This is a genomic window from Amycolatopsis minnesotensis, assembly GCF_039529815.1.
In the GTDB taxonomy this organism is placed as follows: Bacteria; Actinomycetota; Actinomycetes; order Mycobacteriales; family Pseudonocardiaceae; genus Amycolatopsis; species Amycolatopsis minnesotensis.
Genome location: NZ_BAAANN010000001.1, coordinates 94,845 through 117,558, shown reverse-complemented (window position 1 = coordinate 117,558; position 22,714 = coordinate 94,845). Strand labels below are relative to the sequence as shown.

10 protein-coding genes are annotated in these 22,714 nt (G+C 64.7%); 8 read left to right on the top strand and 2 right to left on the bottom strand.

Translation table 11 applies throughout. The features are described 5' to 3' along the window. Nucleotides 1-479: 479 nt before the first annotated feature. The 7 genes from drmD (at nt 480) to ABD256_RS00325 (ending at nt 17,278) form a co-directional block, all read left to right on the top strand. Nucleotides 480-3,605, top strand: coding sequence for a DISARM system SNF2-like helicase DrmD (gene drmD, locus ABD256_RS00355; RefSeq protein WP_344412023.1), 3,126 nt, complete (start codon nt 480-482; stop codon nt 3,603-3,605). Then, nucleotides 3,602-7,642: an Eco57I restriction-modification methylase domain-containing protein gene (locus ABD256_RS00350; protein WP_344412021.1), complete on the top strand. Its 4,041-nt coding sequence runs from the start codon at nt 3,602-3,604 to the stop codon at nt 7,640-7,642. Before drmD ends, ABD256_RS00350 begins: the two co-directional genes overlap by 4 nt. Beyond that, a complete protein-coding gene (gene drmA, locus ABD256_RS00345; protein ID WP_344412019.1) occupies nt 7,642-11,469 on the top strand; it encodes a DISARM system helicase DrmA in 3,828 nt (1,275 codons plus the stop codon). The genes ABD256_RS00350 and drmA overlap by 1 nt, the downstream gene beginning before the upstream one ends. Further along, complete coding sequence (gene drmB, locus ABD256_RS00340; RefSeq protein ID WP_344412017.1) at nt 11,469-13,367, top strand: DrmB family protein; 1,899 nt, start codon at nt 11,469-11,471, stop codon at nt 13,365-13,367. Before drmA ends, drmB begins: the two co-directional genes overlap by 1 nt. Next, nucleotides 13,364-14,125 carry a DISARM system phospholipase D-like protein DrmC gene (drmC, locus tag ABD256_RS00335; protein ID WP_344412015.1) on the top strand — a complete coding sequence of 254 codons (762 nt, stop codon included), beginning with the start codon at nt 13,364-13,366 and terminating at the stop codon, nt 14,123-14,125. Before drmB ends, drmC begins: the two co-directional genes overlap by 4 nt. An 18-nt stretch (nt 14,126-14,143) precedes the next feature. Further along, nucleotides 14,144-16,234 carry a GmrSD restriction endonuclease domain-containing protein gene (locus ABD256_RS00330; protein ID WP_344412013.1) on the top strand — a complete coding sequence of 697 codons (2,091 nt, stop codon included), beginning with the start codon at nt 14,144-14,146 and terminating at the stop codon, nt 16,232-16,234. 606 nt (nt 16,235-16,840) lie between these two features. After that, a complete protein-coding gene (locus ABD256_RS00325; RefSeq protein WP_344412011.1) occupies nt 16,841-17,278 on the top strand; it encodes a hypothetical protein in 438 nt (145 codons plus the stop codon). Nucleotides 17,279-17,296: 18 nt separating this feature from the next. Here the strand turns inward: ABD256_RS00325 and ABD256_RS00320 are convergent, their stop codons facing one another. Beyond that, complete coding sequence (locus ABD256_RS00320; RefSeq protein WP_344412009.1) at nt 17,297-18,430, bottom strand: hypothetical protein; 1,134 nt, start codon at nt 18,428-18,430, stop codon at nt 17,297-17,299. A 136-nt stretch (nt 18,431-18,566) separates the two neighbouring features. Here ABD256_RS00320 and ABD256_RS00315 point away from each other — a divergent pair, with 136 nt between their 5' ends. Further along, entirely contained in the window at nt 18,567-19,298 is a 732-nt protein-coding gene (locus ABD256_RS00315; protein ID WP_344412007.1) for a sugar phosphate nucleotidyltransferase, read from the top strand. On the opposite strand, the gene ABD256_RS00310 is transcribed toward ABD256_RS00315, so the two are convergent. Continuing rightward, nucleotides 19,264-22,533, bottom strand: coding sequence for an NB-ARC domain-containing protein (locus ABD256_RS00310; RefSeq protein ID WP_344412005.1), 3,270 nt, complete (start codon nt 22,531-22,533; stop codon nt 19,264-19,266). The two genes, ABD256_RS00315 and ABD256_RS00310, sit on opposite strands and share 35 nt — an antisense overlap. Nucleotides 22,534-22,714: the final 181 nt, after the last annotated feature.

Below are 22,714 nucleotides of genomic sequence, written 5' to 3'. Positions count from 1 at the left end.
ATCAGCGTTTCGATGTCGGACGTTTTGGCGAGCGCGCTAACGCTGGCTGATCACTGTCCGGTCCGCGCCTGGCCGTGGAGGAATGGCGGTCGGCGACGGCCGTGTCTTGCCGCAAGCTCCGTAACGTCGACGCTCTCGAGGTCACGATATGACCCGGCGATCTCGTCGAGGTCCTCTTGGTCACGCACGGGATCCACGTCTTCGAGGGCCGAAATACTCTCGTCTCGGGGACCTATGGCACTTGGTTTGAACTTTACCAACGTTCGAGACTGAGAGGCTCAAAGATCCAAACGGCGCTGGAGCTAGGCAGCTGTCGGCAATTTCCGGCGGTCGAACCACACAAGGTGGCCTGTAACGGATCCCGACCCCAACACGACTGATCGCTGTCTGCTCCGAGAAAGCTGGCCGTTCGCTCGATCGCGTTGCGTCTCGACCACAGCAATCTAACGACAGTGAGGCTGATCAATGAGGGGGCCGTGATGTCGAGCAGTATCTCGACCGATGCAGAACTGACCACTGGCGCGCTTGTTTCCGTTCGTGGCCAGAAATGGGTCGTCAGCGACCTCGATCCTGCCGATTCCAGCACGCTCGTAACGCTGCAGAGCGTCGATGAGGGCCGTTTCGGAGAGACACTGGAGGTCATCTGGGAGGTCGAGCCCGGCAGGCAGGTACTGCCGAGCGGTTCGCTTCCCGCAGTCACCGCCAAGGGTTTCGATCCGCCCGAGCAGCTTGCAGCGTTCCTAGACGCTGTCCGTTGGTCTGCGGTGACCTCGGCTGACGTCGGGACCTTGCAGGCGCCATTCCGTTCCGGCGTCGCCATCGAGGACTACCAACTCGAGCCGGTTGCGCGTGCCATCCGCGCACCCCGGGTTAACCTCCTGCTCGCGGACGATGTTGGGCTGGGCAAGACGATCGAAGCCGGCCTTGTCGCGCAGGAACTTCTGCTGCGGCACCGCACGCAGCGGATCATGATTGTGTGCCCCGCCGGGCTCACGATGAAGTGGCGAGACGAGATGGCCGAGAAGTTCGGCCTCGACTTCACCATCATCGACTCCGAACGTTGCGCGCAGGTTCGCCGCGACTACGGCAGCGCGGCCAACCCGTTCAACGTCTACCCACTTAGCATCATCAGCCTGCCTTGGCTGCGCGGCGCGAAGGCCCAGCGCCTGCTCGACGAGGTGTTACCCGTCGACGGGCCCACATTCCCGCGCACCTTCGACCTCCTGATTCTGGACGAAGCCCATCACGTCGCACCGGCCGCGCCGAAGCAGGTATACGCGGTGGACTCGCAGCAGACCAAGCTGATCCGCCGGCTCGCGCCACACTTCACCCACCGGCTGTTCCTGTCCGCTACCCCGCACAACGGCTACCCGGCCTCCTTCACCGCGCTGCTGGAAATCCTCGACGACCAGCGCTTCGCCCGCGGCGTCGAACCAGACCGCTCGGCGGTCAAAGAGACCGTGGTGCGACGCCTGAAGCGGGACATCACCAACGCTGACGGCACTCCCCGGTTCCTCGCGCGCAAGACCGAACCACTCCTCGTCGAATACCCGGCGAGCGAGCGCGAGATCCACCAGCTGCTGACCCGGTTCGCCGAGTTGCGCCGCAAGAAGCTGACCACCCGGAGGGGCCGCAAAGCCACGGACCTCATCACCCTGCTGCTGAAGAAGCGGCTGTTCTCCAGCCCGGCGGCGTTCGCGCACACCGTCGCGGTCTACCAGGAGACGCTGCGGTCGAAGACCCGGACGCTCAATGTTGCAGGCGATGACGTCCCGGCGTGGATGGAGGACTTCTTCGACGACATCGCCACCTATGACGACGAGCTCCTGGCTGAGGCGGAGGACGACGCGCTCGGCCGCTCACGGCCCATGCAGCCCGACGCGGACGACGATGAGCAGTCACTGCTGGAGCGGATGCACCGGTGGGCACGCACGCACGACGCACAGCCCGATGCCAAGGCACGCGTGCTGATCACCTACCTCAAAAGGGTCTGCAAGCCCGACGGCAGAACGTGGAAGGACGACCGGGTCGTGGTGTTCACCGAGTACCGCGACACCCAGCACTGGCTGGTCGAACTGCTCCGACAGGAGGGCCTCGGCGGGGACCGTGTGTCGCAGCTGCACGGCGGGATGAACACCGAGGAGCGCGAGCAGCTGCGGCTGGCGTTCCAGAAGGCCCCCAACGAGCACCCGGTACGCATCCTGGTGGCAACCGACGCGGCGAGCGAAGGGATCGACCTGCAGCGCCATTGCCACCGCCTGGTCAACTACGACATCCCGTTCAACCCCAACAAGCTCGAGCAGCGCATCGGCCGCATCGACCGCTACGGACAGACCCACACACCCGACATCCGGCACTTCGTCGGCACCGGCTGGGAGAGCAAGGTCGACTCCTACGAAGCCGACCTGGAATTCCTCTCCCGCGTAGCCACCAAGATCGCCCGGATGGAGGCCGACCTCGGGTCAGTCAACGCCGTGCTCGCCGACGCGGTGCAACGCCGCATGCTCGGCCAGCTCAAGGACTTCGACGTCGACAAGGCCGGCGCGAAAAAGGATCAGCTACCCGCCGAACAGAACGTCCGCGAGCAGGTCCGCAAGCTGCGCGCCAACCTCGACGAAACGGTCGCGGAGCTGGGCATCACGCCGTCGCGCGCAAAGCGGGTCGTTGACACCGCACTGACCCTCGCCAGGCAACAACCGCTACGCGCCGCCGACACCAACGGCACGTTCGTGGTGCCGACTCTGACAGGCTCGTGGGTTCGCGCGAGCGAGGGACTGATCGAGAAGTTCCAGCCGGAGAAGTACAAGCGCAACGATTTCCCGAAACAGCTGCCGGTCACCTTCGACGCTGCGATCGCGCGCGGCCGCGACGACATCGTGCTCGCGCACCTGAACCACCCACTGGTCGCGATGTCCACCCGGCTGCTGCGCGCGGCGGTATCCAACGACGACATCAACCTGCACCGCATCACCGCCGTGGTCAGCGATGACCCACGACTCGAAGACGTACTGGTCGGCGCATACTCCCGCTTCCTGATCGTGGGCGCCGATGGCGTGCGGCTGCACGAGGAGGTCCTACACGCCGGCGGCTGGACCCCCGAGCAGGGACGCTTCCGTCGGGTGGAGAACCTCGGGCTGCTCGCCGACATCCTGGACCGCGCTCTCGCTGACGGCACGCCCGCCGCCGAACCGGTCCGGCGCCGCATCGCCGAGCGCTGGACAAGGATCTCCGACGGTCTGCTCCGCGCGATCGACTGGCGCACCACCACTCGCCTCGACTCGCTGCGCCGGGCGCTGGGCCAGCGTGAGGACGCCGAGCGCAAGCGCATCACCACGACCATCGATCAATTCGCCGCCTCGCTGCGCTCAGCCTTGGCCGAGGACCAGGAGGACGCGCTTTTCAGCCGCCTCGACGTGGAGAAGACCAAGGACGAGCGCGAGCAGTACCGGCGCGACCGCAGGCACTGGGAAACGCGGCTGACCGAGCTGGCCGCCGAGCGGCAACGTGAGCTCGACGCGATCACCGCCCGCTACCACCACCAGGAACCGCACCGGTTCCCGGTCGCCGTGGTGTTCGTCGTGCCGAAGAGAGAGGCGATCCGATGAGACCCCGTCGTACGCACGCGCCCGACAGCGCACAGCAGCACCGGGACTGGCTCAGTCTCATCGAGGTCAGCGGACCGTTCCTGTCGCTGCCGGTGCTGCGCTCCACCTGGCCCACTCTCGACTCACTGGACAGAGCGACGAAGGAGAAGCTGCGGCTGACGCACGCCACATGGCAGGAGAACACCGCGTCCGGGCAACGCGGCTGGATCGACCATCTCCTCGGCGAACTCCTTGAATGGGGCGACGCCTTGCGCTGGGCCGAGGATGAGGATTTCGACGCCCTGTCGATGGACGTTCCCGAGCACGACACCCGCATCACCCCGGCGTTCGCATTGGTCGATCCGGGTGAGGACGCCAAACCTCGCACCACCCAGGTACTTGGGCTGATCTGCGCGTCGGGCACCCAGCCGACCGCGCGGATCAAGGGCGAAGCCTCGGCGGCCACCACGGTGGACCGACTCGCGCAGCTGTGCCGGCACCACGAGGTGCAGCTCGGCCTGGCCACCGACGGCCGCTGGTGCGTCCTAGTGTCGGCGCCGCGTGGCAAGGTCACGACCACCGCAGTGTTCGACACGGTCGCCTGGAACGAGGCCGCCGAGATCGATGTCGTGCGGGCGTTCGTGTCGATGCTGCGACGCTCGCGGTTCTACGGCGTGCACGACGACGAGAAGCTCATCGAGCTGTTACGCAAGAGCGAGGACTCCCAGGAGGAGATCACCGAAGCGCTCGGCGTGCAGGTCCGCCAAGCCGTCGAACTGCTGGTCGCCGCGATCGGCCGCGCCGACACCGCCCAGCGCGACCGCGGCGGGAAGGGCCTCGACGTCAGCGCGTACGAGGTCTACCGCGGCGCAGTCACCGTGATGATGCGCATCGTCTTCCTACTCTTCGCGGAGGAACGCAAACTGTTGCCCTCCGACACTCCCCTCTACGCCAGCACCTACTCAGCCGGCCGGTTGTGCGCGCGGCTCGAACAGCAGGCGCGCGAGGGCAGCGAGGACGACCTGGAGTACAGCGACGTCGCCTGGCACCGGCTGCTCGCGGTGTTTGACGCGGTCTACTACGGCATCAGCCACCCCAGACTGCGGATGCATGCCCACAACGGCTCGCTGTTCGGCCCGTTCAATTACGCCTGGCTGCCGCGCAACATTGACGACCGCACCGTGCTGCACATGCTCCGCGCCGTGCAATACGTCGAGATCGGCACCGGCCGATCGAAGGAACGCCGCAAGCTGTCCTTCCGCGAGCTGGACGTCGAGCAGATCGGCTACGTCTACGAGGGCCTGCTCTCCTTCGACGGCTTCCGCGCTGACGACGTCACCCTCGGGCTCATCGGCAAGGCCGGCCTCGAAGACGAGGTCGCACTGCGCGACCTGACGAACCTGGCCGCAGGCTGCCCGGATGTCCCCGCTCTCGCGGCGGCGCTCGCTGAGCGGTACAAGTCGTCCGGTATCGGATCAGTGCGCGCTTTGGAGAAGAAGCTCGCGCCGCTCACAGGAGTCGAAAAGGAGGCCGCCCGCCGCAAGCTGCTCGCCGTCACCCGCGGCGACGCCGCACTAACCGACCAACTGTTGGTCTTGTTCGGCATCATCCGTCAGGACCTGCGTGAACAACCCGTTGTGATCATGCCGGGCGAGCTGTTCGTTACCGAGTCACCATTGCGCAAGAACTCCGGCACCCACTACACCCCGCGCTCCCTCGCCGAGCAGATCGTCGACGGCGCCCTCGAACCGCTTGCCTACGAACCAGGACCGCTGCATACCGCGAACAAGGACGAATGGAAGCTCAAGTCCTCCGACAAGATCCTCGCGCTCAAGGTTGCCGATATCGCGATGGGCTCTGCCGCGTTCCTCGTCGCCGCCGCCCGCTACCTCGCCAGCAAACTCATCGAGGCTTGGGCCTTTGAAGGCGATTCCCGTGTGCGCGACTACCGCGCCGCCCTCGATGCCGAGCGCGAGGCCGACCAGGACCCCGTCGTCATCGAAGCCCGGCGACAGATCATCGAGCACTGCCTCTACGGCGTCGACATCAACCCCATGGCCGTCGAAATGGCCAAACTATCCCTCTGGCTCGTATCGATGGACCCCTACCGGCCCTTTACCTTCCTTGACGACCGACTCGTCACCGGCGACTCTCTGCTCGGCATCACATCCCTCGATCAACTCGAATGGATGCACATGGACCCAGCGAAGGGCCGCCAGATTCACGAGGGCGGACTTTTCGATCTCACCATCGGAGTACGCGAACTCGTCGCCGACGTCGCCGACGCCCGCCGCACCGTCGCCGATATCGACGGCACAACCCTCGAAGGCCTCGGGCACAAACGTGAGGTTCTCGCCGATCTCGAACAGAAGACTGGTCGGGCTCAGCTTCTCGCCGACCTCTGCGTTGGCGGCGCCCTCACATATGCGAAGCGCGGCGACCATGGGCTCCGCGACGGCTCTCTCGCCGCAGCCGACTACGCACGACGCATAAGAATATCCGAAGAAGCGACGTGTCAGCAAGCACAGGTATGGCTAAACAGCGACCGACCTGACAGTGGGTTCAGTCGCAAACCTTTGCATTGGCCAATCATCTTCCCAGAGGTATTCACCAAAGGCGGATTCGACGCCGTAATCGGCAATCCTCCTTTCCTTGGTGGACCCAAGCTCCGCCCTGCCTTCGGGCTTCTTTATCGCGAATATTTGAGTGTTTGCGTCGCAAACAATATTCGAGGAACCAACACTGATCTTATTGCCTACTTTGCGCTGCGCGCGCACGCTCTACTTGACCGACACGGGCAGACCGGCCTGATTGCCACGAACACACTCGCTCAGGGCGATACCAGAGAAGTCGGTCTGGATCAGATTAGAGCCACAGGCGTAGAGATTCGGCAAGCTGTGAAGAGTTCGCCTTGGCCCTCCAAGAGTGCAATCCTCGAGTACTGCGTCATTTGGACCAGTCGGGCTTCATTGGACGACAAAGCCGTGCGTCGTTTAGACGGAGAAGTCGTGAACGCGATTACTACCTCGCTTGATCCAGGATCGCGAACGGCGGGCCCTCCGAAGCATCTAGCCGCGAGTTCTGGCATCGCGTACCAGGGAGTCGATATCGGCGGGACCGGATTCACTGTTCCGTTCGAGATTGCCGAAGAAATGATCAAGAGGCAACCAAAAAACAAGGAAGTACTCTTCCCGTACCTCAACGGACAAGACCTAAACTCCAACCCAGATTGCTTCGGCCCGCGTTGGGTTATCTGCTTTCATGACTGGGAGGAAAATAAGGCCAAAACCTACGGTGAGGCATACAAGCGAGTCCTATTGCTAGTCAAACCTGATCGTGAAACTAAGAGTCCGGCCGTGAGGAGTGCTCCGTGGTGGCAATATTGGAGGCGCCGACCAGGTCTTAAATGCGCGATTGCAGGGCTAGACCGAGTAATTGTTATCGCACTGGTGAGCAAGACGGTGATGCCGCTGATGGTACCTACTGGGCAGGTGTTCTCACACATGCTCGCGGTCTTCGCGACCGACGACCCGGCGATGCTAGCCTTGTTATCAAGCGCACCGCACTACTGGTGGGCAAAGTCGCGGGGCTCGTCGATGAAGACAGATCTCCGCTACACGCCGTCCGACGTATTCGAGACCTTCGCGAGGCCGCCCGCGCTCACGGGCGAGATGCGTCAGCTGGGTAACCGGCTGGACGCCTACCGCCGCGATGTGATGCTTTCCAGGAACTCCGGCCTGACAAAGACCTACAACATGGTGTTCGACCCGCGCTGCACCGACGGCGACATCGAGGACCTCCGTCGGATCCACAGAGAGATCGACGAGGCGACGATTTGCGCGTACGGCTGGAAGGACCGGATCGCGGCTGTTGGCGGGCTATTTCACGGATTCCACAAGGTCGGCCGGGAGACCCGCTACACCGTCGGTCCGGCTGCCCAACGCGAGATCCTGGACAGCCTGCTTGAGCTAAATCACGAGCGGCACGCCGAGGAGGTCGCGCAGGGCCTGCACGATAAGAAGGGCAAGTCCAAGCGCACCGGGGAGACGTTGTTCTGATGACCAGTAACGGTCTCTTCCTGAACCCGGACGACGAGGACGAGCAGGCACCGGCGGTCTCGCCGTTGGACATCGAGCAGCCCTTCTCCGGTACCAACTCCTTCAAAGTGCGCGACGAGTTCCACGACCTGGTGGAGCGGGATCTGCTCGGGCCGTGGGATGGCGGCGCCGAGCAGTTCAAACCGCGTGCGATGGGGCCGCGCGAGCGCTACTTGATCGGCATGTTAGGCCCAAAGCACACCCCGAGGTCCACCGTGGACGATGCGGACGCCGTTACCGATGCCGAAGCCGGAGTGCAGGGTGACCCGCACGGCGAGGAGCGTGGCGAACTGCCCGACATCCTCACACCGCAGAACCTCGGGCGGATCTGGGCGTCGTCGATGGGTCTGTCCTTTTGTGTAGGCTCGGACACCGATGTCGTGGTCGTTACCGCGAGCTGGGGGCACTACTTCAAGCACGAGTCCGAGGACGACGAGGGGCGCAAGCGTAGTGTGTGGGCGCGCGAGCCGATGGAGCTGCAATCTGAGCTCCGACTCGACGGCGAGCGGGACTTCCGCGTGCCGCTGACCGCGGCTGATCCGAGTGATCCAGGAGTATCGCTGGCGGTCGCGGTTCGCCCGGCGGGAAACACCCGCACGGTCGAGGTGACGCTCATCAACGCGCAAGAGGAACCAGCGACGAATCGGGACGCAGCGTGGATCTTCCAGACCAAGCTGACGGTCACGGCGCTGGACGGCACCGCGCCGATCTTCGTGCCTATCGACGATCCGATGGCCGACGCGAACCCCGTCGTGGAGGACCAAGAGGAGTTGCACCTGCGACTGCTGTATCGCGACCAGTTGAAGTTCGCCACCGGGCAGAACGTCGCGGTGCACGCGTACACCGAGCCGGCGATCCGGCGCGCACACAAGCTGGAGACCCAGTGGCTGCCGACCCACGACGTGCCGGCCACCATCGCGCAGGTCGGCGCGGACACGGCACTGGCCGGCGCGGAGCTGTCGATGGATGCACTCGCGACGGCCGAGCCGGAGGCATTGTGCGCGGGGCTGTCGCCGCTGGCGGATGGCTACGCCGCCTGGCTCGACAAGCGCGAGCAGGAGATCGTCGCATTGCCAGAAGCGCTGCGCGGTCCGGCCGAGGGTGCAGTGTTCCGGGCACGAATCGCGCACCGACGCATCAGCGCGGGCATAAGGCTGCTCACCGATCCGGATTCACCGCGCCATAAGGAGGCGTTGCGTGCGTTCCGGTTCGCCAACGAGGCGATGGCGATGCAGCGGCGGCACACGGAGATCGCGGTGCGCCGTGCGGACCCGTTGGTCTCCTACGCCGACGCTGAAGCGGACGTGAAGAGGCTGCGAGCCAGGGTGTCGACGTGGCGGCCGTTCCAGCTCGCCTTCGTGCTGCTCAACATGCCGGCCATCACCGATCCGGACCACGCCGAACGGGCGGCGAGCCCGGACGCGACCGCGGACCTGTTGTTCTTCCCGACCGGTGGCGGTAAGACCGAGGCTTACCTGGGGTTGACCGCCTACACCTTCGCGATCCGTCGGCTGCAGGGTGTCGTCGGGACCGGGGAGGACGCTCGCAACGGGGCTGCGGGGGTGGCGGTGCTGATGCGCTACACGCTGCGGCTGCTGACCGCGCAGCAGTTCCAGCGCGCGGCCGCGTTGATCTGCGCCGCCGAGGTGCTGCGGCGGGCGAACGAGTCCGCGTGGGGCGGCGAGCCGTTCCGCATCGGGCTGTGGGTCGGTGGGGCGGTGTCGCCGAACTGGTTCGATCAGGCCTCCGAGCAGATCGCCGAGGCCCGCGAGGCCGGTCAGAGCAAGCGGGCGAACGTGCTGCAGACGCTGTCCTGCCCGTGGTGCGGCAGCAAGCTCGAGGCGCACCGGGACCTGCACGTCGACACCGTCGCGCGGCGGCTCTTCCTGTACTGCCCGAACGCCGAGGGCGCGACCGCTTGCCCGTTCGCCCGCACCAAGTCGCCTGAGGGCCTGCCGATCCTCACCGTGGATGAGGAGATCTACCGCTACGCTCCGAGCCTGGTCATCGCCACAGTGGACAAGCTCGCCCAACTTCCGTGGCGGGGGTTCGCGGGGATGTTGTTCGGGCGCGTCTCCCAGTATTGCCCCCGGCACGGGTACCGGCACGAGGATCTGGACTCGCGCACCGGTTGCGGCGTCCGGCACAACGCGAAGGGAGCGCTGCCGACGGTAGCCAGTCGACCGGTGGTGCGGCTGCGGCCACCGGATCTGATCATCCAGGACGAGCTGCACCTGATCTCCGGTGCGCTGGGCACCATAGTCGGGCTGTTCGAAGCCGCGGTAGACGAGCTGTGCACCTGGACCACCCCGTCCGGTCGCGAAGCGGGACCGAAGATCGTCGCCTCGACCGCCACCACCAAACGCGCCCGCGAACAGGTGCGCGGAGTGTTCGGCCGGGACTTGGAGATCTTCCCGCCACAGGTCACCGACGTCACCGACACGTTCTTCTCCCGGCAAGTTCCAGTGTCCGCGGCCAACCCCGGCCGACGCTACCTCGGCATCTGCGCACACGGCGTGCGCCTGAAGTCCGCCGAAATCCGGCTCGCCGAGATCCTGCTGATCGCGGGCCAGACCATGTTCGACGCGCACGGCGAAGCGGCCGATCCGTACATGACGCTGGTCGGCTACTTCAACGCCACGCGCGAGCTGGCCGGCATGCGGCGCTATCTCGACGACGACGTCGCCACCAGGGTCCGCCGCCACGGCCGCAGCAAGGGACTGTCCGACCGGATCATCGGTGCCACGACGATGCTCACCATCCAGGAGCTGACCTCGCGGATCTCCTCGGGCGACATCAGCGACGTGCTCAAACGCCTGGAGATCGGCTTCGATGCCGACCTGGACACCAGCACCCGCCGCCGGGCGATCAATCAGAACTTCGGCGATGTGCTCACAGTGAACAAGGGCAAATCGGCGCAGAGCAAGGACCGCGCCGAGTTCCACCCGGTCGCCGAACGGCGGAGCGCTCGGCTGAAGGACGACCGGGTCCCGGTCGACGTGGTGCTGGCGACCTCGATGCTGCAGGTCGGCGTCGACGTGTCCCGGTTCGGGTTGATGGTCGTGACCGGTCAGCCGAAGAACACCGCCGAGTACATCCAGGCATCCTCGCGTGTCGGCCGCGACCCGCTGCGCCCCGGTCTCGTGGTGACGCTCTACAACTGGACCCGGCCCCGCGATCTGGCGCACTACGAGGACTTCGAGCACTACCACGCCACCTTCTACCGCCAGGTCGAAGCGCTGTCCGTCACCCCCTACACCCGGCGAGCGCTGGATCGCGGCACGACCGGCACCTTCGTCGCCGCGGTCCGCAACATTGTCGAAAGCAACTCACGAAACGCCGACGCGTACGACGTACGGCTGGACGAGCCGCTCGTGCGCCGCCTCATCATGCGCCTACTCGCCCGCGCCGAGGTAGTAGCCGGCGCGCGCGGACGGGGCTACCTCGAGGAGCGCATCAAGAGCCTCACCGACATCTGGAACCAGGCCAAGAAAGGCTCCACCCGACTCGGCTACGAGACCGGCTCGTCGAAGAAGCAACGGCTGGTCGGACTGCTCACCAAGCCAGGCGAGGGCAAGTGGACCGACACCACGGTCGGCATGTCCATGCGCGAGACCGAGAACGAGATCAACCTGCTCCTACCCGGCAGCGGCGAGTTCTTCCAGCCCACCTACAACGCACCCGACTGGTCCTTCACCCCGCCCGACGGCGCCACCGACGACGAGGACGCACCCGAGGGCGACGAAATGGGCGAATCAGACCTGATCGACACGAGGCAGGGATCCTGATGTGCGCCCAGTATAGCCGTCGGGTAGGCGCCGTCCGCCCCAATCACTTGATGTTCACCAGCGGTGTCGGCTCCCTCGTCGACCTGCCGAACTTCTCGGTCCTGGTGCAGGGTCTGGACGACTGGCGCTACGACAACATCCCGGAGTGGGAGCCGATCAAGGAAGAGCGGCTGCTGGCGGCGGTGAAGACGTTGCACGGCAAGCGACATGTCGAGCAGCTGCGCCCCGCGCCGTGGCTGGAAGGGCTGGACGGCGACCCGCGCGGCCCGGCGTCCCGCATTGGCGTGCCGACCACTCCCTTCCCCGCGTGGCTCCGCTGCACGGTGTGCAACGAACTCGGCCCGATCGACTCGCAGGTGTTCGGCTTCGAGAACGAGAAGCCGACACGCCCGCACGAGGCCCGTTTCTTCCACGACTCGTGCGGGCGCAAGCGCTCCGGGCGCAAGCCGCTGGCTGTCGCCGCCCGCTTCGTGCTGTCCTGCACGGCCGGCCACCTCGATGAGTTCCCGTACAGCCACTACGTGCATCGCGGGGGTCCGTGCGTCAAGGCCAGTCACCCACGGCTGCAGATGGAGGACCGCGGCGGCAACATCGGAGCGAACGTCGAGATCCGCTGCATCGCATGCGGTGAGCGCCGCAACATGCGCGAGGCGATGGGCAAGCGCAACGAGCAGAACCTGCCCCGCTGTCGAGGCCGCAACGCCCACCTCGGCACCTTCGATCCACAAGGGTGCGACCGCGACCCCAAGGTCCTGGTCGTCGGCGCATCCAACCAATGGTTTTCGCAAACGCTGTCCGCGCTCGTTGTCCCCCGCAGCGGCGCCAACGAGCTGCAGGCCAAGATCGAGCAGCACTGGGTGCAAATCTCCGGGCTCCCGAAGGCGATGTACACCTACGGCCGCGAGAACGTCACCGCATTCAAAGAGCTCGCTAAATGGACCGACGACGAGATCGACGCCGCAGTCGCTACCGTCCGGGCGATCAAAGAGAGCTCTCCACAGGAACCCACTTCCGGCTACCCGGACCTGCGCACGCCGGAGTGGGAGATCTTCTCCGCGCAGCAGCTCCCCGAACCGAACGACGACTTCGCACTGCGCCGCGACCCCGACGGTGTCCCGGACCCGCTGAAGGGCATCTTCGCCGACGTCATCCAGGTCGAGCGGCTGCGCGAGGTGCGCGCCCTGGTCGGCTTCACCCGGCTCGACTCCCCCGATCCCGATGACCCTGAGCTCGTCAGGCCCGCGCCACTGTCTCGCGACGACCCGAAATGGGTGCCCGCCAGCGAGGTCCGCGGCGAGGGCATCTTCCTGCGCGTCCCCGAACAACTGCTGGCCGAGTGGGAGCAGCGCGTCGCCGAGTCGACCGCGCTGTCCTGCCACCGCGCCGCCTACGCCGAGTTCCGCAAGACCCGCTACTCCGACCGTATCCCCGCGCAATTCGACCCCATGATGCACTGGCCGGGTGCACGCTTCATCGCACTGCACACCCTGTCCCACCTACTCATCCGAACCATCGCGCTCGACTGCGGCTACAACGCGGCGAGCCTGTCCGAGCGGATCTACACCGGGAACGAGGATGACCCCCGCGGTGGGATCCTGATCTACACCGCCGTACCGGACGCCGACGGCAGCCTCGGCGGGCTGGTGTCCCAGGCCGAGCCCGAACGGCTTGTGCGCCTGACCCGACGCGCCCTGCACGACGCGAAGCGGTGCTCGTCCGACCCGCTGTGCAAGGAAAGGCTGCCGCAGCCGCCCGCCGACTTCCTGCACGGCGCCGCCTGCCACGTCTGCCTGTTCGTCTCAGAAACCACCTGCGAGCGCGGCAACCGCTTCCTCGACCGCCGATTCGTAGTGCCCATCGACGACCCCAAACTCGCCCTGTTCCCCGACCTGCCATGAACCCGTTCGAGAAGGCCGCCGCCGAGGCGGCTCCCCAACTGGGAGTCGTCGCACTGCGCGGCCTGGCCGACCGCATCGGATCCGGCTGGCCGGACACGGCGATCCTCGGCTGGATCGGCCACGCCCTGAGTGAGACCGCAGCACCCGTCCTGGCAACGCGCGACGAGTCCGCCGGCACCGCGGAGGCCGCTGCCTATCTGCGCGGGCTCGCGGCGGCGCACGAACAACTGACCGCCGCCGTGAGTGTGGAAACCGTGTGGAGCGGACCCAGCAGCCACTCCGTACCCGTCCGCGCCACCGCACAAGCGCTGACCGAAGTCATCACGCAAGCACAGCACGAACTCCTGCTCATGACCTACTCGGCCAAGCCCCACCCCGACATCCGCACGGCCCTCGCCACCGCCGGAGCAAGCGGCGTCGAGATCACCGCCGTCGTCGAGACCCTGCAAGGTGCAGGCAGCGCGCTGGCCGGGGCCGAACCGGCTGCGGCGTTCGCCGCGATTCCCGGCGTCCAGCTCTGGCACTGGCCCGTCCCGCAGCGCACCGAACCAGGCTCCAAGATGCACGCCAAGCTCGCCGTCGCCGACCGCCGCATTCTGCTGGTCTCCAGCGCCAATCTCACCCAGTCCGGCGTGGCCAAGAACATCGAAGCCGGGCTCCTCGTTCGCGGAGGACACACCCCACGCCGAGTCGCCGAGCACATCGCCGAACTTAAAGCCACGAACGTATTAAGACGACTGCTGGCAACCAGCCAATGATCAACAATGGAGCAGCGCATGAGCCGCACCCTGTTTCGCACCACGCGCTTCGACCTCGATCACCTGGTCAAGAACATCAATCGCGGAGATGTTGCCCTGCCCGACACCCAGCGCCCGTTCGTCTGGCCCAACCGCAAGGTCCGAGATCTGCTTGACTCGATGTTCAAGGGCTTTCCCGTGGGCTACCTGCTGTTCTGGGCAACCGGCGCCGAGGTCGGCGCCCGCGCGATCGGCGTCGACGCCAAGGACGAGACCGTGCCCCGGTGGCTTATCGTCGATGGCCAGCAGCGCCTCACGAGTCTGTACTCGGCTTTCACCGGTCACCCCGTGGTGCGCGAGGACTACACGGAATCCCGGATCCGCATCGCCTTCCGACCCCAGGACGCGCGATTCGAGGTCACCGATGCGGCGATCGAGAAGGACCCCGAGTACCTCGCGGACATCACGCCGCTCTGGAAGGACTACAAGGCCACCGTCCGGACCTACCTCAAACGTCTCGAGGCCGCCCGAGGCACCATCGACCAAAATATGCGCGACGAGATCGACAACCAGTTCGACCGGGTGCGCGATCTGCGCGCCTACCCCTTCGAGGTCGTGGAACTGGACGCGGCCATGAACGAGGAACACGTTGCCGAGGTCTTCGTCCGCATCAACTCGGAAGGCATCACGCTCAACCAGGCCGACTTCATCCTGACCTTGATGAGCGTCTTCCGCGAGAAGGCGCGCAAGCAGCTCGAGGAGTTCGCTCGCGCCGCCAAGAAACCCTCTATCGGTGGTGCGAGCGCATTCAACTGGTACATCCAGCCACAGCCCGACCAACTCCTGCGCGTCGCCGTCGCGGTGGCATTCCGGCGTGCCGTCCTCAAGCACGCATACTCAATCTTGCGTGGCAAGGACCTCGAAACTGGCGAATTCACACCGGAACGGCGTGACGAGCAGTTCGACCGGCTGCAGCAGGCCCAAGACCACCTGGTGAATCTCCTTCACTGGCATGAATTCCTGCAGTGCCTCGAGCGTGCCGGGTTCCGCGGTTCGAAAATGATCTCGGGTCAGAACGCCATCCTGTACAGCTACGCGCTCTGGCTCATCGGCCGGGTCGACTACCAGGTCCCGCTCGACCAGCTCAAGGACGTCATTGCCCGCTGGTTCTTCATGGCCCACACCACCGGCCGCTATTCCGGCTCATTCGAGACCCGCTTTGAGGCCGACGTCGCCCGTCTCTCAGCGCCGCCTGCTGGCGACGCCCACGGCTTCATCACCACCTTAGAACAGGTTATCAACGACACGATGACCGCCGACTACTGGTCCATCATCCTCCCCAACCAGCTCGCCACCTCCGCTGCCAAGTCCCCGGCACTCCTCGCCTACATCGCCGCACTCAACATCCTCGACGCCGACATCCTGCTGTCCAGCAGCAAGGTACGTTCTCGGCTCGACCCCGCGATCACTCTCAAGAAGGGGATCGAGCGCCACCACCTGTTTCCGAAGAGCTACCTGAAGACAGCACTGAGGATCACGGACACCAGGAGCGTGAACCAGATCGCCAACTTCGCCCTCGTCGACTGGTCCGACAACATCGCCATCAGCGATCTTGCGCCCGCCAACTACTGGCCCGAACAACTCGCCGCGAAGGCTCTCACCGGGCACAAGCTCGCCCAAACCATCTACTGGCACGCACTCCCCGAGGGCTGGGAGCGGATGCCGTTCGACGAGTTCCTGGCCGCACGGCGTAAGCGCATGGCGCTTGTCGTACGAGACGCCATGAATCGATTGGCCGACCCGAGCTACGAGCCGCGATATATCGATCCGGCCGGTGCCGCAGCACCGGAACAGGGCGTTGACACCGAACTCCGCGCCCTCGTCGACACCGACGTACTCCCCTCAGGGACCACCATCGTCGCCGACGATGGACCCACTCAGATCGCGGCGCAAGTCCTGCCAGACGGACGGCTGTACGCAAACGGCGAGACCTACGACGGACTCATCGAACTGTCCGAAGTGCTCGGCCTCAAGGGCAACCCGTGGTTCCGATGGTCTGCAGAACTGGCCGATGCCCGAGTCGTACTTGGTGTACTCAGAGAGGCACATGACACGGACGTACCGACCTAAAACCCAGTTAAGTCACTACTCGTGATGGCCTTGCTTCCCGTCAGTGCCAAGTCAGATCGTCGTCAGAACTGCCCGATTGTTCGCACTCAGATCGGACTTTCGGGACGACGGTCAATTTGCTGGAGCAAATCGCACTTAAACGACATTATGACGCGGATATCCATCCCGCTGCCACGACGAAGGCGCGGACCGCAGACGGCGTGGGGTGTCGGACGGTGACCGCACTGTGCGTGGTTACCAGGTCTGTATCCGTGCGTTTTTACCGCACTCGGGGTTGCGATGGGAGGATGCGTGTCCTTTAGACGAGGGAGCACCGATGCCTCCACAGCCAAAGGTAGAGCTCTACGCCGCGATCCGCCGGAACGCTCGGGCGGGGATGTCGGGGCGGGCGCTGGAGCGTAAGTGCAACTGCGCACCGAACCAACTGGAACACACCCTCTTCGCCGGAGAACCGCAGGAGGCATCAAGATCATCACTTGCCCGAAGTGCTTGAGCGCCGACGCCGTCCTACCTCCACGGCACCTACCCGTACCGACACTGACCTGCAAGATCAGACTGGAAAAGACTTGATGGCGAGCCTACCCTCTCAGCAACGAAAGGAACACAATGTCCGCCAGAGTTCGCAGGATATGCGCTTGGTCGGTCGGCATCGTTTCTTCACTGGTCATCATCGCCTTGATCATCACGGCGGTGCTCGATCTGCAAGTGGGTGACAGCACGTCCAGTGTGATCGCGGGCGTGGCTGCCGTCATCGGACTCGCGGTCTCAGTGATCACGTTAATCAGGACTTCGGTCCCGGTTGAGCCGCCCACAGCGACACCCGCTCAGGTCCATTCGAGGGGTCGAGGCGCTATTGCGGCGGGTGGCAGCATTCGCGGGAACGCGATCGGCAAGAACGCCAAGGCAACGGGCGCGTCGAGTTCATCGACTCCAGCCGCCTCCCCGACCCCACTCAGGACCGACGTTTCCGCCGAAGGGCTCAGAGCCTTGAGTGCGGGCGGCGACATCGTCGACAACGCGATTGGCGATGGCAGCGAACGATAAGGGCCGCGGCGTTCAGGATTACCACACGGGCTGTCCGGATTCCTGGTCGTGCCGCAAAAACCCGTGCCGGGAATATGAGGCGAGCTGGACCAGGTCTGCAACTGGCTCGCCAGGTGTGTGAGACCGGATGAGGTGGAGGAACTGTTGCATTCCACCGTCGAACACCCTGGGGATGACGTCGCCGTGATCCAGCAGGGAGATCCCGGGCTTCAGGCTGTAACTCTGACCGTTGAGTTCTAGGCGGTCTTCGGACTGCGTAAGGTGCAGCGCGCGTGAGGCTGTCGTGCCCCAGCCGTGGGGTACCACAAGTCGCGTCCCTCCGCCCAACAGACGCACTCTGTTCAGCCCGCCGTCAGCTGGACGGAAGATGGTGATCGGCTGACCGACCGAGCTGAAGACGGGAACCTCCTCGCCCGGTTCACACAGGTAGCAACCGATAGCTGCGGAGGTCGGAGTCGGCATGAAATAGTGGTGCTTGTGATACTCGTCGGTGATGCGAACCCGATCATTGAGCAGCATAGTGGCGATGAAACGGTGGCGCACGACGTTGAAATCCTGAAGCATCTGTGCGATCTGCGCGAAGAGCACCGCCCGGTCGCCGACGAGCAGACGGATGCGCCGGTCGCCGCCGAAGACCCGGATCGACTTCTCGTACCAGTTCCCGGCGGTGGGACTCAGGCCATTGAACTGGTCCTTGAATTCTTTCTCATTGCTGTGTAGCAACAACGCATAACGACCATCAGAGCTGCGACGGCAACTCAGGATGAAATGATTTCCTCGATGAAAATTCCACTGGTAACTACTGTCGAAATCGATCCACCGACGCAAATCCTCGATAGCATTGCGAGCAAATGTAGCACCCGGGTGACGGTCCAGCCAAAATATCGAAGATGTGTCAATATTCATCGTCGTGTCGACGGGGATAACCGGCACGCGACATTTCCATTCTACGAAACATCCTGTCGCAAAACCGCCACTCAGACGCAGCACATCGTAAGGAATTCCCAAGTCAGCGGCAGGTACAATCTGACACTCAGCGAAAGGATCGAGAGCGCGCAGCGCTGCCAGGAACAATGACTGAGTTTTCTGCAAATAGGGCAGCAGGAGAGCCTGCGCAGGATCATCCGCGACAATCTCAATAGGATTCGACACGATTAGCCCCCATCGTTCTAGACGCCGATTTCCCACTGTATCATGGAAGTTCTACCTGCCCAGGCGCAGAGTCGTCACGATCCTAATATTCGGAAGATGCACTGGACATCGCTGTAATGTCAGGTAATGTCACACTATGCTGACTTGCGTCATCTTGGCAGGAGGCCGCGGCACACGAATGCGACCCCTCACCGAAAAGCAACCTAAACTCTTGCTACCCGTATCCGGTGGAACATTCCTAGATTACCAGCTGGATTGGCTTCACCGGCAGGGAGTCGCTCGGGTCGTGTTCTGCCTGGGGCATCTCTCCCATCTCGTAGTAACCCATCTGAGGACGTGCCCCTGGAGAGACGTCATGGACTTGCGAGTGTCAGACGAACAGAAACAGGCGCTGGGCACTGCGGGCGCGGTGCGACTCGCAATCGAAGCCGGACTCCTCGGGGATTCCTTCCTCACTCTGTACGGCGACACGCTTCCGGACATGGATCTGCCATCTGCTGTCGATTTGTGGCAGGATAGCGGCCTGCAGGGAATGCTGACCGTATACCGCGTCACTTCTGGAGCGGCAAAACCAACTGCGCTCATCGAAAGTGGCAGGGTGACCGAGTTCGTGCGCAGCTGGCACGGCGAGCATCGGCAGCTGTCCCACGCAGACTACGGCGTGTCGGGATTTCACCGGGCGACCTTCCAGAAGCTGGCGGTGGGCGTACGATCCGGATTCGCCGCGCTCCACCGGGAGCTGGCACAAGCCGGGCAACTCGCAGCCATCGAAATCGGCGAGCCACCGCTCGAGATCGGTTCGCATGCTGGTTACCGGGCTGCGCTCTCCGCCCTCACGGGCCGTCCGTGTCAGCCTCCCTCAGCCTGAAGACGTAGACTCCAGCAGAACCCGCCGCGGCGAGCAGCCACGACTGACCGTGGGAGACCCACGAGAGACGCCTGAGCGGGGCTGCCACCCGAAGGCCGGTGATCGCGCTCCCGTCGCGCAACCGCCACAAACCGAGGTATCCGTCCTCACCGCAGGTGGCGATCACCGAACCGAACGGCGCAATCGCACAACCGCTGACTCGCCCACGTCCGGCGTGAACGGTATAGATCCGCTCTTCACCGGCGACCTTCCAGACACACATCACACCATCCGGCTCACCAGCTGCGACGAGGTATTTGCCATCCGGCGAAAAGTCACACACCCAGAAAGCGACGTCTTCGTCGGCTGTGAGCTGCCCTATGGCTCCGAGTGATTCCGTGGCCCACAGGCGCACTGCACCATCGTCTCCAGCGGTGGCCAGCACGTCCCCGTTCGGTGACAGCTGGCAACCGAGGGCTGAGGCAGCGTGCGCGCCTGCTATCTGCCTCAGCTCGCCGGTGCGTGCCTCGTAAACTGCAGCAGCCCCGCTTTCGCTAACGGACGCGTAGCTGTCGCCCTTACATGCGCACGCCCAGAGTCGGCCGCCCGGTTCGTTTAGGTCCCTGATTTTCCGGCCGAGACTGGACCAGAGGCGTACTTTCCCGTCTCCGCCGACGGACAGGTGGCCGTGCCCGGTGTCCTGGACCCCGAAGACCCTTCCGTCGTGCGCTGGCCACGATCTGACGGTGACACCGTCCGCCGCGCGCATCAGGGCCATCGTTCCATCGGCGTATCCGGCCAGAACGCTCTGCTGGTCGGCCGTCGCCGAGCAGCACTCGGCAGGACTGATCTCCCCCACGTAGCTGAATTCCAGCTTGCCTGTGGTCGTGGACCACCTGCGCACGGTGGCGTCGCCGCCGCAGGTGTAGACGAACGCGCCCGAGAGGTCGAAGGCACAGCCGCCGACCCAGTCGGAGTGTCCCGACAGCAAATGCTTTTCCTCACCGGTTCGCGCGTCCCACAGCCGTGCGGTGCGATCCTCCCCAGCGGACACCAGGTAGCGGCCGCACGCTGAGAAGGCGCACCACCTTACACGCCCTTGGTGTCCCTCCAGACGGTGAACCACCCGGCCGGTCGACACGTCGATTACCGTGAGGTGGCCGTCGTTGCCAGCAGCGGCCATTTGCGTCCCTTGGCGGTTGAACACGCAACACCGAATACGGCTCGACTGGAGAGTTAGCGTCCGCAAGGCGTTCGGCCCGTCTACCCCCCAGAACCGGAGGCGGCCATCCTCCCCGCAGCTCACCACGCACGAATTGTCTGGAGCGAACGCACAGCCCCACTCGTAACCGCTGCTGCTCACATAGCTTCGACGTACCTCACCTTCCCAGGGGTCCCAGACAGCTACGCGGCCCAGAGTGTCGACGGAAGCAACTGTCGTTCCGTCGTGGGACCAGCAGGCGCACAGGACTCGGCTCCTTCGGTCACCCATTGCCCGCACCAGGCAACCGTCTTCGACGCGCCACAGACGCACGGTGCCGTCCATCCCAGTGGACACCAGGTGCCTGGAGTCAGGCGAAAAGCTGCAGGATCGCGCCCTGCGGCGATGGCCCCGCAAAGCACGCAGCGGGCGCACCGTGGCGGCATCCCAGATGATGATCAGCCCGTCGTCAGATGCCGTGGCCAGGTGCACACCGTCATCAGACACGGCGATGTCGCCGATCGGGCCGGTGTGCTCTGTGCGCTGGAGGAAGTTCCGGTCGGGCAGTGTCCAATGCGGTGTCAGCATTGGGAACGTTGCGGCTTGCAACCTCCTTTTGACGAGCCCCTCGAGCTCGGGCTCGTCACATATGCGGCTGAGTAGCGTGGCCGTGAGCGCCTGCGGATCCTCGGGCACGAGAACCTGGAGGCTGTCCACGAGGGACCGATGCAGGACCTGCGCGACCTTCGCATTCGATGCCTCCAGGGCCGCCACGGCAGGCAGCGCAGATCCCAGGGCTTGAACCTGCAGTTCGATCCACCGGAGTTCGATGACGAGCGCCTCGTACTCAAGCTCGAGTCCGGCGCCGAGAAGGTGGACAACCAAGTGCTCGACGATGAAGGAGGAGTCAGTGCTCAGCTTCCACCACGCCGTCATGGCTCGCTCCGTCGGCAACCCCCTACGCCAAGCCTCGACGAGCCCGCGGTTGACCCGTACCAATCCGGAAGGGCCCAGGCACTCTCGGAGGTAGTTGCGCAACACGTCATGGAGCTTGAAGCACGGTTCTCGGTCCTGCCAGGAGAGCTCGACCAACCGCAGGTCTGCGACCTTGGTGATGAGGGCACCGGCTTCCGCCGGAGAGAGGCCGGCGGACTGCGTCCACAACCGCATGGCGATCGACGCCGGGACCACTGCATCGTCCCGGAAGATGCCGAGCTCCAAATACCGTTCCCGCTGCTGGGGCTCCAGCAGCGACAAACTGGTCTCGACGGCTCGCTCGAGACTACCCACTTGATCGTGGGCTATCGAGCTCGTTCCCTCGGACTTGAGTATCCGGAGGGTCCACGAGGTAACCTCGTCGACCCGTCCACCGGCTTGGACGAAGATTCGCATCGTCGCGTTGATCAGTCCGATGACGAGCGGCCACCCGGCAGCGAACTTCAGTAGCGCTGCCGCGTCGTCGGAATTCTGCGGACTCAGCCCGGCCCAGAGCGCGTCAGCCGCCTCATGCGCCACCATGGGGCCGATCTCCATCGACTCGCCAGCCGGAACAACAGCACGGTTCCTCGTGGTGAACAGACGTGGCGAGCCGCTCGCACCCCGGAGGAAGGGGAGGGCCTGCTCCCGGTCCCAGACGTCGTCCACGACCAAGACAGACTGTCCCGCTTCGGCCAGCAACTCGCCGAGGACTGCACCCGCTATCAATGGGTCGGACGTGGCGGGCCGGTGCCCGCCCACTGCCTCGCATACGTCGCCTATGTACTCCGCAAGGCTGGCGCCCGTACGTGATTGACCGAGAGTCAGCCAGAGAATGCGCGATGAAACCCGCAGTCTGAGCCGGTCATCCTGGCACACCTGCGCGGCCAGCGTTGTCTTTCCCGACCCGGCTCCACCTTCTAGGACGACGACGCGGCCGGGGACATCCGAGACCAGGAGGTCGACGACCTTCGCACAGACTTCAGCACGCGGCGTGGACCCCGTGGGCATTGCGGGTGGAAGCGCGCCGAAACCCACGGGTGGATTGACGGCGCCGGCCTTGAGGACGAAGTTGTCCACTCTGACTGCGATGCTGCCCGCCCCGATGGCGTTGCCCGTGAGGTCTCCGCCAGCGCCGACACTGTCTCGACCCGATACTCGCACCCCGACTTGCGGGGGCAGCACGACGCGTCCGACCTCCCGGACCGGTTCGAGCCCGTCATCACGAGATCTGGTGAGCGGCGCTCCGAACAATCTTCGC